Below are 14546 nucleotides of genomic sequence, written 5' to 3'. Positions count from 1 at the left end.
CAAAGGGTCTAAGCGGTAGTTAACGGCACCTAAATGCCCGATTCATTCAGCTAACATTCAGTAGGAGATGGAAGAAAACTCCTACTGAATGAAGTTTCGCTTTATTTTTAGGATGATTCCGGTAACCAACCCTATTCCACCATACAAGCTGTCACCTTTTTTCAATATAAAACCCCTGCCTAGAGGTTCGGCAAGGGATTCATCGTTGCAAGCTAAAGTATGAAGAAAGAGTGGGTAATCACCCACTCTTTTAAAACGTTCGTATCGTTAACTTACCAAAATAAGTATAGCATATCGTTTATTTCATTGCAAGGATCAAAAGCGCAAGCGCTCGGTTAGCCGCAACTACGCTAAACCCCCGCCGAGGAGACTTCGCCCCTTTGGGAAGGAGTAAAGCCCCCTCGAAGAACCAAGCACAAAGTGTCATAAGCTGGACAAAGCTACTTTACGAAAAAGATATCTGCAGTCGAACAATTTCCTAAACGGCTAGAATAAGGATAGTTGATTTTGCTCAGCCATTCCCTCTAAGCAGCCGTGATTGTCCAAATATTCCAATACGGTTTTAGAAATTTTACTTCTTTCCCGCAGATCTTCCTTGGATAGAAACTCTCCTTCTTCTCTAGCTTTGACAATATTTAACGCAGCATTTGTGCCTAGTCCATCAACAGCATTAAATGGTGGAATTAAGGAATCCCCATCGACGATAAACTCCGTCGCACTAGATTTATATAAATCCACTTTGTTAAAGGAAAAACCTCTTTCGCACATTTCAAGTGAAATCTCTAACACCGTTAATAAACTTTTTTCCTTTGGTGAAGCGTCATTTCCTTTTGCTGTAATAGCTTCAATTCGCTTACGTATAGCATTGGATCCTTTGATCATCGTATCCAGTTCAAAATCATCTGCTCGAACTGTAAAATAAGCTGCGTAAAAATAGATTGGATAATGAACTTTAAAATAAGCAATTCGCACAGCCATTAACACGTATGCAGCTGCGTGAGCTTTCGGGAACATATATTTAATCTTTTTACAAGATTCAATATACCAATCTGGCACATTATGTTTCTTCATTTCTGTAATCCATTCATCTTTTAGCCCTTTACCTTTACGGACAAACTCCATAATTTTAAAGGCTAAAGAAGCTTCAAGCCCTTTGTGCATGAGATAAACCATGATATCATCTCGACAGCCGATAACATCCGGCAATTCACATATCCCATTATTAATCAACTCTTGCGCATTACCAAGCCACACATCTGTACCATGTGATAAGCCAGAGATAATAACAAGTTCTGCAAATGTTTTAGGCTTTGTATCTTCAAGCATTTGCCGCACAAATTTCGTTCCAAATTCCGGAACACCCAATGTACCTGTTTTACAGTTAATTTGTTCCGGGGTCACCCCAAGCGCTTCTGTTCCTGAAAAAATGGTCATTACATCCGGATCATCCGTTGGGATCGTCTTTGGATCAATTCCGCTTAGATCTTGTAACATTCGTATTACGGTTGGATCATCGTGGCCGAGAATATCTAACTTCAATAAATTATCATGGATAGAGTGGAAGTCAAAATGAGTCGTTCGCCACTCACTATTTCGATCATCAGCCGGATATTGAATTGGCGTAAAATCATAAATCTCCTTTTCATCAGGTACAACAATAATACCACCGGGGTGTTGCCCGGTTGTCCGTTTTACGCCTGTACAACCTTTTACTAATCGATCCACTTCAGCATTTTTTAAGGCAAGCTGATTATCAGACGCATAGCCCTTTACATAGCCGTAAGCCGTCTTTTCAGCGATCGTTCCAATCGTTCCTGCACGATAAACATTATCAATTCCAAACAATTCTTTTGTATAATTATGGGCTCTTGGTTGATAAGAACCTGAAAAGTTTAGATCAATATCTGGTACTTTATCTCCTTTAAAACCTAAAAAAGTTTCAAATGGGATGTCTTGTCCATCTTTTGTTAATGGAGTTTGACATGTTGGGCAGTCCTTATCTGGAAGATCAAACCCGCTTCCGACAGAACCATCCGTAATAAATTCATGATAGTGGCATTCTTTACAAATATAATGCGGTGGTAAAGGATTTACCTCTGTTATTTCGGTCATCGTTGCGACAAATGATGAACCAACAGAGCCCCTAGAGCCAACCAAATACCCATCCTCCAATGATTTTTTCACTAGCTTTTGAGAAATAAGATAAATGACACTAAAACCATGTCCAATAATACTCTTTAATTCTTTTTCTAATCGTTCGGAAACAATTTTCGGAAGCGGTTCACCGTATATTTTTTTAGCTCTTGTATAACAAAGGTCTCTTATTTCTTCTTCCGCTCCTTCAATCGTTGGAGTGAATAATCCATCCTTTACTGGAGATATTTCTTCTATCTCATCGGCAATTAAATTCGTGTTTGTAACCACAATTTCTTTTGCTTTCTTTTCTCCTAAAAATTGAAATTCATTTAGCATCTCATTGGTAGTACGAAAAGGTGTTTGCGGTAATGTAACCCGATTTAACGGATTTCCTGCTTGAGAGGCAATGAGAATTTGCCGATAAATTTGATCTTGTTCATCTAAATAATGAACATTACCGGTTGCTACTACACGTTTGCCAATTCTTTCTCCTAATTTCACTAATTTCTTAATAATATCTAGTATTTGTGCTTCATTTTGCACCAAATCTTTTTCAATTAAATGGGCATAATTTGCCGGTGGTTGCACTTCAATATAATCATAGAATTGTGCCACGTTTTCCGCTTCATCTTCTGATTTTTGCATCATTGTTTCAAAGACTTCACCTTGATCACATGCGGAACCTACTAATATACCATGACGATATTTTTGTAATAGTGATCTAGGTAATCTCGGTACACGGTAGAAATAATCAATATGGGCATAAGACACTAGTTTATAAATGTTTTTAAGCCCTTCTTCTGTCTTCGCAATTAATGTACAATGAAACGGTCTGGAGCGTTGATACGCATTTCCTTCACCCATATGATTGTTCAATTGATTGTGATTTGTAATATCTTTTTTTAACAATTCTTGCACAAGCTTCCACAATAAATATCCCGTTGCCTCTGCGTCATAAATAGCTCGGTGATGCTGCGTTAGTTCAATGTCCAAATATTTACACAATGTATTTAAACGGTGATTTTTTAACTGAGGGAAAAGAAACCTGGCTAGTTCTAATGTATCAATGACAGCATTTTCCGCTTTATCATACCCGATTTTTTGTAAGCCTTGGTTTAAAAATCCCATATCAAAACTGGCATTGTGCGCAACTAAAATACCATCTTCCATCCAATTTCGAAAGTCTCGTAATACATCATCTACTTCTGGAGCATCTTGTACCATCTCGTCGGTAATTCCGGTAAGGTCAATGGTTGTTTGGGATAATGGATGGTGTGGGTTGGCAAAAGACTCAAATCGATCAATAATTTCACCTTGGTGAATTTTTACGGCCGCCAGCTCAATTATTGTGTCATACACAGCCGATAAACCTGTCGTTTCAACGTCAAAGACAATATATGTACCTGTGGCTAAATCAATATCATGTTCGTTGTAGGCAATTGGTACACCATCATCAACTAAATTCGCCTCTACTCCATACAGCACTTTAATTCCATGTTTTTCCCCTGCATGATGTGCTTCCGGAAAGCCTTGAACACCAGCATGATCAGTTATAGCTACTGCTTGATGTCCCCATTTAGCAGCTTGTGCGATTAAATTTGTTGGTGAAACAACTGCATCCATTTGACTCATCGTCGTATGTGCATGTAATTCCACTCTTTTCTCGTCCTCTGGTGCTGTATCTTTACGTGGCTCGACTCTGATTTCTTGTATGTCATTTGCCATCATTACTAATTCATTGGAATACATATCTGTTTGGATGCTGCCTCGGGCTTTTATCCATATCCCTTCTTTGACAGCTTTAAATTTTTCTCTGTCTTCATCTCCTTTTGAGAACATCTTGATTTGGAGAGAGTCGGTATAATCGGTTACTTTAGCAATCAGCAAGCTTCTTCCCGAACGCAACTCACGTATGTCAACAGAAAAAATATACCCTTGCACGGTTACCCTGCGTTCTTCTTCGATGATTTCTTCCATATGAATTGGCTCATCCTGTATTTTATAGCCTAACATGACCGGCTTGTTATCAGATTGGAGTTTCGTTTGATCGCGTTTTTCTTTTTCTTGCACTGTCCTTTGAACGATTTTCTGATCTTCAACTGCTGTTTGTTGCTTAAACCGTTGTAAAGCCTCGATCTCTGTTCTAACGTCAATTTTAATTACATATCTAGGCAAACCCGCTTTTACACAGAAATGTTTAAATGATGCTTCTAAGCGTTTTTTAACTGCTAATGCTTCTGCTTCATTTCTTGCAGTTAACATAATATTATTACCGTCAACTTCTGGGGTCTGGTTTAACACCATGTCCTTATATGCCGGTGATAATTGTGCAGCCGAATGAATGAAATCCTGCCAATATTTTAACGTATTAGCTTCATCACAAGTCTTTTCTGTCGTTTCAATCGAAACATCAATATTTGCAATCTTTTGAAAGCATGTTTGCAAGCGATGTTTAAACAGCTGATAAACTTCACAGGGTAACACTTTTTTCGTACAAATGTGAAAATGCCATGTTTTTGTATGTTTTACTATTTCCAATTTATTTAAGTAGCTATCTTTAAAATAGACTAACTGATCTTCCGACATCTGCAGTTGTTTTAACAGTACATCCATTTTTTCTTTTTTTGTTATATCCATTGTTCTCCTCCTGTACCGTTAATCAAATTTAGATCTTATTTATGCTATAAAACCCCTGTCTCTTGGCATATGACAAGGGTTTTACAGATAAAACTATCCGTATGGTAATCTTTTTGACTCTAAACTAGTTGAAGAGACCTCCAAAACCATATATTTGGATAAATTCTTGTTTCTTAAAGGGTTGATAAGGATACCATTTTTAAAACTGCTTAGGCGTACATTAGAATCTATTATCTAACTGAAGCTAAGGTAAATTCGTTGTTTTAAACAATCACTTTTCTTAAGCGAAACCAAGCTTTAAAAATCGGCCCATTGTCTTTAGCCTTTCATCCAAAGTCTAATGATCCATTCATGTGGATATGCAGCAGCTTTATACAATTTAAAGGAATAAGCGCTGAATATCATTCCACGTAACGATAATCATTAAAAGCATTAAAAAGGCAAAACCAACAAAATGGAACAAGCCTTCTTTTTCCGGCGCAATCGGCTTTCCACGAACGGCCTCAATACCAACAAATAATAATCGACCCCCATCTAGTGCAGGAAGTGGAACAAGATTTACTATTCCTAAGTTAATGCTTAACATTGCTGTCCACAGCAGGAAATTAGTAAATCCTGTTTGAACAATTTGATCCGTTGCATCATAAATCCCGACTGGTCCGGATAATGTTTCAATTGGTAATTGACCTGTTATTAGCATTCCTAAGTTCGTTAAAATAAGCTTTGTCGTTTCAAAGGTTTGCGTAAAACCATAGGAAACTGTTCCTAATAGTGATTTCTCAAAGGCCTTATAGACACCAATTTGCCCAAATGGCTCTTGTCCTTCCATTCCTTGAACCTCTGCAGGAATAACGGTTAACGGCACTTCTTTCCCTTCACGAAGAACAACTAGATCAAGCTCCTCACCGGGGTTTTCTCGAACAATGGTAGTAAATTGTTGCCATGTCGAAATGGACTGATCCTCTATTTTTACAACCTCATCGCCGTTTTTAATCCCCGCTTCAGCTGCTGGGCTATCCGCTTGTACTTCACCCATTTTAGCTTCTTCCACAGGTACTCCTTGAATAACACCCAGTATTAAAAAGATGACAATTGCCAGGACAAAGTTCATCATTGGACCTGCAAACAATTGCATAGCACGTTGACCGACGGATTTGGATGCAAATTGCCGATTATAAGGTGCAATTTGTGTCTCTTGTTCATCCATAACAAACTTGGCTTTTGGATGCACCTTAAACCGTAACTCTTCATCCTGTTCATCAATTTCATAACCTACAATTTGCAGCTTATGATCTAAATCTGCTTCCTCTATTTCAATCACGCGGGCATTGGGATGCTTTGATTTATGATTAACGATGATTTTAATGACCTCATCTTGTTCATTAAATTCGAGCCCAACATGATGACCAGGCTTTAGATCAATAATTTCTGGGTCTTCTCCGGCCACTCTTACATATCCGCCAATTGGAAGGAGTCGAATCGTATACACCGTTTCGTTTCTTGTAAATGCAAATACTTTAGGTCCAAAACCAATCGCAAACTCTCGTGCGAGCATACCAGCTCGTTTGGCAAAAATCAAATGACCCCATTCATGGATAAAAACGAGGAGACCGAACATGAAAATAAACGCGATTACCGTATTCAAAAAGAGCACCTTCCTTTTAATAGGATGTAGACTTATTTCTCGTTAATTTTTATTGCTATGACGATGTTAAAAAAGCATCTAAAAAATGATGCATCGAATCTCGTTGTTCATTCAAACGTATAAAGTGAGACTTGATTCAGTAGGAGTTTTCTTCCATCTCCTACTGAATGTTAGTACTGCAAGGGCATGATCTAAAGATCCTTGAACAAATCGGGCATTTAGGTGCCGTTTTCTCTCAGTTTAATTTCTTCGTATTTCCTACACTCTTGAAGTGGAAGTATTACGGCACTTACATGCGGGATAAAACTTTAGAATATGTTTCCATGTTGTAAAGATTATTATTTCTAAGTATGACAAGTCAGTAGACAGCCAAGTTTATTTATTGTTCAGGAAACGATACCCGTTTACACTACTAATTATTTTATTATGTGCTTAATTAAAAAAACCTACTAAGTGTAAAATCGGTAATACAAATAATAAACTGTCAAACCGATCCAATATACCTCCATGACCAGGAAGCACGTTGCCAGAGTCCTTCACACCAAAATGCCGTTTGAATGCAGATTCTACGAGGTCACCAATTTGTCCAAATACGGAAGCGATAATGGCTACACCAATCATACCGATTAATGTATCTTCAATGGGATGAATTAATTGAAAAATAATACTCGTAATGATCGCCATAACGATGCCACCTATTGCACCCTCCACTGTTTTATTCGGACTGATTTTTGGCCAAAGCTTCCGTTTTCCAAATGCTCGTCCAACAAAATAAGCACCTGTATCTGTCGACCAGATAAGCAAAAATATATACAGGATAGTGGCTAATCCCCCGCCATTTTCACCTTCTCTAGCTAAAATTAAATAATAAAAACCCATGCCTACATAGATAGCGGATAATAAAACAACACCAGCGTGATCAAATGTAAATTTATTTTTTACTAATACGGTATATGATAGTAATAATAATACTATAAGCATAACTATCTCTGTTTTCGTCAGCCATGCAAAGGGAGTAGTTCCCGAATGCTCCTGCATCATTAACACCCATAATAACACAATTCCCATAACGGATGGAATCGAGTATTTAGCTATATTTCCCATCCTGATCAACTCAAGAAAGCCGATAGTTGCCATCATATATACTAATATTTCAAATGGCAAACCGCCAATAATAACAAATGGGACAAATACAATGAGTGCAACAATGGCTGTTATAATCCGTTGCTTCATATTATCCTCACCTTAAATTCCGCCATAACGGCGTTGACGTTGTTGGTATTCTTCAATTGCTTGTTTAAATACTGCTTCATCAAAATCCGGCCAAAGCACATCGGTAAACCAAAACTCCGTATAGGCCATCTGCCAAAGCAAAAAATTACTCAAACGTTGTTCCCCGCTTGTTCGTATTAATAAGTCCGGATCATGAAGTCCATTTGTGTATAGATACTTAGAAAAGACGGTTTCATCAATTGCATCCAGTGTTAACTTAGCTTCATTAATATCAGACACGATATGTTTCATTGCTTGCACAATTTCATACCTACTACCATAGTTTAATGCAAAGTTCAGTAATAATCCATCATTATTCTTTGTTTTATCAATCGCATATTGAACGGCTTCTTTTGTATGTGCTGGTAACGCATTAAATTCCCCGATTGTTTGGATACGTACATTTCTTTCCATTAGCTCTGGTAAATGAATATGTAAAAATTCCTTTGGCAGTTTCATTAAAAATTCGATTTCTTTTTGGGGTCTTTTCCAATTTTCTGTTGAAAAAGCATATAAGGTTAAAATTTTAACATTGAATTGATGTGCTGCTCTAACTGCTTTTACAACTGCATCAACACCCTCTTTATGACCGGCAATTCTTGGGAGCGACCTTTTTTTCGCCCATCTACCATTCCCATCCATAATAATGGCGATATGATTCGGAACGTTTTTACTATCCATTAGTTGTATTGTTTCTCTTTGTTTCTTTTTTATGAAAGGAAGTCTAATTGACATAATTTGTCCTCCGAATATTGTTTACCGTTTCTGTTTCTTCATCTATCCATCGTATGATGTTTAAGCACATTTTATGCTTAAGTTAAACACCATTATATCACGTAAATCAAGTTTTATTATACTATTTTTCCTTAAGAAAACAAAAGCCCCCTTAAATAAAGAGGGGCTTTTTCTATTCATTTTACATGGAAATAGGTTAAACTTCCATAATTTCTTTTTCTTTATTTTTTGCCAGTTCATCGATTTTTTCAATGTACTTATCGGTAGCTTTTTGAACGTCGTCTTGTAAAGCTCTTCGTTCATCTTCCGGTAGACCTTCCTCTTTTTTCAACTGATCATTTGCTTCACGACGGAGATTTCTTACTTGTACACGTGATTCCTCTGCATATTTACCGACAACTTTGACTAAATCTTTACGGCGTTCTTCAGTTAGTGGCGGAATATTAATACGAATCACATTACCATCACTGGACGGAGAAATCCCTAAATCTGCTTTTTGAATGGCTTTTTCAATATCTGAGATAGCTGTTTTATCATATGGAGTAATAACAAGAAGTCTGGCTTCCGGAGCAGAAACGGATGCTAATTGATTTAATGGTGTACTTGTGCCGTAATATTCGACAAATACACTATCTAATAAACTTGGATTTGCTCTTCCTGCTCTAATTGTCGCCAAATTTTTAGTAAATGCTTGAACAGCTTGTTCCATTTTTTCTTTCATTTGTTTCATTATATCATCCGACATATTTATTTCCCCCTTATCGTCGTTCCTATTACTTCTCCTTGTACGACTCGTTTTATATTGCCTTCCTCCATAATCGAGAATACGACTAATGGAATATCGTTATCCATGCACAAGGTTGAAGCTGTTGAATCCATGACACCGAGTCCTTCATTTAGCATTTCCATGTAAGAAAGCTGATCATACTTCGTTGCATTCTTGTTCAGCTTAGGATCTTCGGTATAAACTCCATCTACATTGTTTTTAGCCATGAGGATAACTTCTGCTTCAATCTCTGCAGCACGTAAAGCTGCCGTTGTATCCGTAGAAAAGAATGGATTTCCAGTTCCTGCAGCAAAAATGACTACACGCTTTTTCTCCAGATGACGAATTGCTTTTCTCCTTATGTACGGCTCCGCTACTTGTCGCATTTCAATTGATGTTTGCACTCTTGTTGGAATACCGATATTCTCCAACCCATCCTGTAGTGCTAGAGCGTTCATAATGGTAGCTAGCATCCCCATATAATCTGCTGTTGCTCGATCCATGCCCATTTCACTACCAATTTTACCACGCCAAATGTTTCCTCCACCAACAACAATTGCAATTTCTACACCTAATTCAGCTACTTCTTTTACCTGATTAGCGATCGACTGAATGACCTTTGGTTCAATACCAAAACCATTTTTGCCACTTAATGCTTCTCCACTTAATTTAAGTACGATTCTACGGTAACAAGCTGTTGTCATAGTAACCTCCATAGAAAAATGATAGTTATTTATTGTGAATGTATAAAGCTGTATGGAGAAATAGGGAACAATTTCTTGCTCCCTATGACCAACCATTACTTTTTGATTTGACTCATTACTTCATCTGCGAAGTTTTCTTCTCTTTTTTCCATACCTTCGCCTACTTCATAACGAGCAAATGATTTTACAGAAGCACCTTTATCAGAAACATACTTTTTCACTTTTTGGTCTGGATCTTTGACAAAGTTTTGTTCCAATAAACAAATTTCTTCAAAAAATTTGCCAAGACGGCCTTCTACCATTTTTTCTACAATATGCTCGGGCTTTCCTTCATTTAATGCTTGCGCTTTTAGCACTTCTCGTTCATGATTTACTTCTTCTTCAGCCACTTGATCACGAGAAATATAACGCGGATTTACAGCTGCTATATGCATGGCTACATCTTTTGCCACTTCTTTATCAGTTGTTCCTTCTAACAGTGTAAGTACACCGATGCGCCCACCCATATGCAAGTATTCGCCAAATGTATCATTATCTGTTTTTGTTAAAATCGTAAAGCGGCGAAGTGATAACTTTTCACCGATTTTTGCAACAGCAGCTTTGATGTAATTTTCTACTGTGTCACCCGTTTCCACCATTGTTTGTTGAAGTGCTTCTTCAACAGTTTCCGGTTTTTTCTGAAGCAAATGATCAGCAAGTTGAACAAGCAGTTGTTTAAATTGATCATTTTTCGTTACAAAATCTGTTTCACAATTTACTTCTAGTAAAACAGCCGTGTTGCCTTCCGTTTTAATATAGGTTGAACCTTCAGCCGCAATGCGATCAGCTTTCTTAGCTGCTTTAGAAAGTCCTTTTTCTCGTAAATAATCGATAGCAGCATCCATGTTCCCATCTGTTTCTTGTAGCGCTTTTTTACAATCCATCATGCCTGCGCCTGTTTTTTCACGTAATTCTTTAACCATTTTTGCAGTAATAGCCATTTAAAATCCTCCTTGACACGAATACGTTTTTCTTTAAAAAAGGTGATAAAAGGCTCTCATCCTCTTATCACCCTCACCTTTAATTGATGATTAATCTTGTTTTGTTTCAGTAGCTGCTTCAGCTTCTTTTTCTGCTTTAGGTTCTTCTTTTTCTGCTGCTGGAACTTCTTCCATTTCTTCGCCTTGTTTTACCTCTAAAATAGCATCTGCCATTTTTGAAGTCAAAAGTTTTACAGCACGAATTGCATCATCATTTGCAGGGATTACATAATCAATTTCATCCGGATCACAGTTTGTATCTACAATTCCGATAATTGGAATATTTAATTTATGAGCTTCAGCAATTGCAATTCGTTCTTTACGTGGATCAATAACAAACAACGCATCTGGAAGCTTATTCATTTCTTTAATCCCGCCAAGGAATTTCACTAAACGATCTTTTTCTTTTAGCAGGTTCATAACTTCTTTCTTCGGTAATACGTCGAATGTACCGTCTTCTTCCATACGCTCAATGTCTTTTAAACGATTGATACGTTTGCGAATCGTTTGGAAGTTAGTAAGTGTACCACCTAACCAGCGTTGATTTACATAGAACATACCGGAGCGAATCGCTTCTTCACGTACTGATTCCTGTGCTTGTTTTTTGGTACCTACGAAAAGGATGGTACCTCCGTTTGCTACAACTTCCTTCACGTAATTGTATGCTTCATCTACCTTTTTCACTGTTTTTTGCAAGTCGATGATATAAATTCCATTACGCTCTGTGAAGATGTATTTTTTCATCTTCGGATTCCAGCGACGAGTCTGATGACCAAAATGTACACCAGCTTCAAGTAGCTGTTTCATTGAAATAGCTGACATTAAAAATTCCTCCTAATGGTTTTTATCCTCCGCTTAGATCCTCTTTGTAAAAAGACCATAACTTAATTACGGCACCACATTTACAAATCCCTAAGCGTGTGTAATTTACAAACTAACGCTCTCATGCGAAAAATATTGTATTCACACCACAAGATAATATATCATAACAAATAGAAGGAATCAAGTATAATTATATAATATACAGTTTTATCAAAAAAAATTCTTTTTTACATTATAGAAAAGTATAAAACTTTAGGCTTTGTCCCGCATGTAAGGTGCCGTAAGTTTCCTGCTTCAAGTCCTGAATTGATACAAAAGAGTCTAAGTGGCAAAAAACGGCACCTAAATGCCCGATTGGTTCAACTAACATTCAGTAGGAGAGGGAAGCAAATTCCTACTGAATGAAGTTTTACTTTATCGTATAAGAAAAACGATCGCTTTCGCCATAAAGACTTGGCAACAAGCCAAGTTTTTCTAACATATAACATTTATTGTTGATGTAACTTAATAATTAGTTCCGCTTCTGTTTTACCGCAATTTAACTGCTTGGCGATCTCCCCTGGAGAGAGGCCTTTACTATAAAGCTGTAGTATGTTTGCTTTTAGTGATGTAACTACTTTGTCCTCTTTGCTGTCATCAACCATTGGGACATTTTCCACTATGGTGCTTGCGATCTCTTCCATGTTTTCTTCGCTATCGGGCTCTAATTGCGCATGGTTCGTTTGTTTAAGCGCCTGTTGCAGGCGGTTATTTTCCTCTTTAAATTCCGCTAAATAGGATTCAAATAACGCTCCAATATTAGAATCAGTTGTGTTCGATTGGTGGTGTTGTTTTACTTGTTTAAATAGCTGATAAATAGCCGAAAATGAAATGATATGCAATAAAAAACTAATCAACAGTAAAAAAGATGTCATGAAAAATCCCTCTCTACCCGTTAAAATCAATCTGTTTTCCTAAATACGGATGTTGATATTTTTGTAATTTTTTCTTATTGTCTTTTCGCTTATTAGGAAACTTCTCATAGGTGTTTTTATCAGCTTCCCCCTCCCATTTAGATCGATATAATTGTTCGGTTTCCGCTACTTGCTTGCGCTTTAATTCTTCCTGAAGCAGCTGATGTTGAGTAAGGGAAGCTTGAAAATCTTGGCCTTGTCTTAACAATTGCTGCTGAAGCTTTCCGGCGTCCTGAGAACGTGGAAGAGCTACCTGCATTTCAACCGATTTCCACCCCACTAGATCACTTCCTTTACAATCAAATAAAGTGAACTTCAGTCAAGGAATGCTTTTCTCCTTGACTGTTAGTACCGCAAGGGTATGACACCTAAAGGTCTTTAAACAAATCGGGCATTTAAGAGACGTTTCTCTCACCATGTCGCCAGGGGGTCATAAAGGACATTTGAGATAAGAGAAATACCGATCCTTACATGCGAGACAAAGGATGTATGACAATCTCGTTGTCAACTAAATGCATTTTAACATAATGATGATCTGCTTTAATCACCCGACGATATTTACCAAAGGCAACCGTAACATTTGAATACAAATAATTTCTAACAATAAGTTCCGCTTCCTGTTCACTTCCTAAATAGGAATTAAGCTCATTCACAGCTTGTTCGACCTCTTCCAATTCAGCCTTTGTCTTACTCCATGAATGTTTTTGGCGAAGCGCTGTAATTCTTAATTTAGGATCATCTGTTTTTTTATTTGCCTTCAGCTTCTCGCCTAATAAAGTTAATTTCGCCAATATCGCTTCCAAATCCTGCTTTTTAGTAAGCAACTTGTTTTTTTGTTGCTCTACTAATTGATTCAGTCCAAAAATAATTTCCGTTTTCGTACTTAGTCGATTTCCTACATCTTTTGCTTCAGCCATCTTTCCCACAGATAGCGTACCACCAATTATACTTCCTTTTTGGCAAAAAACATGTCCCTTTATCGTACAAATACTATGAATGATGGAATTCTCTACATATAAATCTTTTTCTGCAATTACATTACCTTGATTGATATAGCCAATTTGAATAGACTCCCCAGCTTCAATTGTTCCCTTTCCCTGTCCAGCTAAACCTTCTGATACATGAACGGAACCACCAGCAGATATGGTTGCAGCCTCCACCATCCCAAATATTTTGATGTCTCCACCTGCTTTTACACTATAACCTGCAGGAACATCTCCACGGATAATAATAGTTCCTACAAAATCTAAGTTTCCTTTTTTCATAGAAAGTGTTTCATGAATTTCAAAAACAGGTTGTATTTGGATTAACTTCCCTCTAATGCTTAATTGCCCTTCTGATACGGCGTAAAAAGTTTGATTTTCTTCTTTAAAAACCACATTCTTACCCGCTTTTATTAAAGCGGGACGACCTGGACGAGCTGCAATCATCTTACCATTTACCATGTAACCCGGTGTCCCTTTTGTTGGGGGCTTAACCGTAGCTATTTTCTCTCCTTTTTTAACGGAAGGAATTCGCATGACATCGCGAAAATTCCATTGTTGATCACGATTTATCTCTGTGGAGAAATCTGAAACATACTCGACTTTTCCATCCTTACCATGCTCCGGCTGCTTCCCCCGTGCAATAGTTAATGGAAACACATCCATAGTTGGACGTTGAATAAAGTGCGTTATTGCTTCATCCATAATTCCATATTTGATATGATGTTGGGCTAGTAGCTGACGAAGCGATTCATCTGTTAATTCCACATTTGAAAGATCTTGACCTTCTTTTACATCAATTTGCGCGAGCATTTTATCTTTTGCAACCGTAACGGTTAACACTTCTTCTAATTGTAATTGACCCATAACATAT

The 14546-nt window shown here is 37.4% G+C and carries 11 protein-coding genes; all 11 read right to left on the bottom strand.

Annotated elements, in window-relative coordinates:
* Positions 1-486: 486 nt before the first annotated feature.
* A complete protein-coding gene (locus tag JNUCC74_RS08610) occupies positions 487-4773 on the bottom strand; it encodes a PolC-type DNA polymerase III (protein ID WP_454067677.1) in 4287 nt (1428 codons plus the stop codon).
* Between the two features lie 379 nt (positions 4774-5152).
* A complete protein-coding gene (rseP, locus tag JNUCC74_RS08605; protein ID WP_454067676.1) occupies positions 5153-6418 on the bottom strand; it encodes an RIP metalloprotease RseP in 1266 nt (421 codons plus the stop codon).
* Between the two features lie 432 nt (positions 6419-6850).
* Positions 6851-7651 carry a phosphatidate cytidylyltransferase gene (locus tag JNUCC74_RS08600; RefSeq protein ID WP_454067675.1) on the bottom strand — a complete coding sequence of 267 codons (801 nt, stop codon included), beginning with the start codon at positions 7649-7651 and terminating at the stop codon, positions 6851-6853.
* 12 nt (positions 7652-7663) lie between these two features.
* Positions 7664-8425 carry an isoprenyl transferase gene (locus JNUCC74_RS08595; RefSeq protein ID WP_454067674.1) on the bottom strand — a complete coding sequence of 254 codons (762 nt, stop codon included), beginning with the start codon at positions 8423-8425 and terminating at the stop codon, positions 7664-7666.
* Positions 8426-8621: 196 nt separating this feature from the next.
* On the bottom strand, positions 8622-9170 hold the full coding sequence (gene frr, locus JNUCC74_RS08590) for a ribosome recycling factor (RefSeq protein WP_077320448.1): 549 nt from the start codon (positions 9168-9170) through the stop codon (positions 8622-8624).
* Positions 9171-9172: 2 nt separating this feature from the next.
* The gene (gene pyrH / locus JNUCC74_RS08585) at positions 9173-9895 is read right to left on the bottom strand and encodes a UMP kinase (protein WP_077320447.1); all 723 of its coding nucleotides are present in this window, start codon (positions 9893-9895) and stop codon (positions 9173-9175) included.
* Positions 9896-9990: 95 nt separating this feature from the next.
* Positions 9991-10875, bottom strand: coding sequence for a translation elongation factor Ts (gene tsf, locus JNUCC74_RS08580; protein WP_454067673.1), 885 nt, complete (start codon positions 10873-10875; stop codon positions 9991-9993).
* Positions 10876-10965: 90 nt separating this feature from the next.
* A complete protein-coding gene (gene rpsB / locus JNUCC74_RS08575) occupies positions 10966-11736 on the bottom strand; it encodes a 30S ribosomal protein S2 (protein WP_454067672.1) in 771 nt (256 codons plus the stop codon).
* Positions 11737-12224: 488 nt separating this feature from the next.
* Positions 12225-12650: a DUF6115 domain-containing protein gene (locus tag JNUCC74_RS08570; protein WP_454067671.1), complete on the bottom strand. Its 426-nt coding sequence runs from the start codon at positions 12648-12650 to the stop codon at positions 12225-12227.
* Positions 12651-12663: 13 nt separating this feature from the next.
* Positions 12664-12969: a hypothetical protein gene (locus JNUCC74_RS08565; RefSeq protein WP_454067670.1), complete on the bottom strand. Its 306-nt coding sequence runs from the start codon at positions 12967-12969 to the stop codon at positions 12664-12666.
* Positions 12970-13156: 187 nt separating this feature from the next.
* Positions 13157-14539, bottom strand: a complete 1383-nt coding sequence (locus JNUCC74_RS08560) for a DUF342 domain-containing protein (protein WP_077320442.1) — start codon at positions 14537-14539, stop codon at positions 13157-13159.
* Positions 14540-14546: the final 7 nt, after the last annotated feature.

This window comes from Cerasibacillus sp. JNUCC 74, from assembly GCF_053667775.1.
The sequence above is the reverse complement of the archived record's forward strand: the minus strand, read 5'-3'. Positions and strand labels throughout refer to the sequence as shown.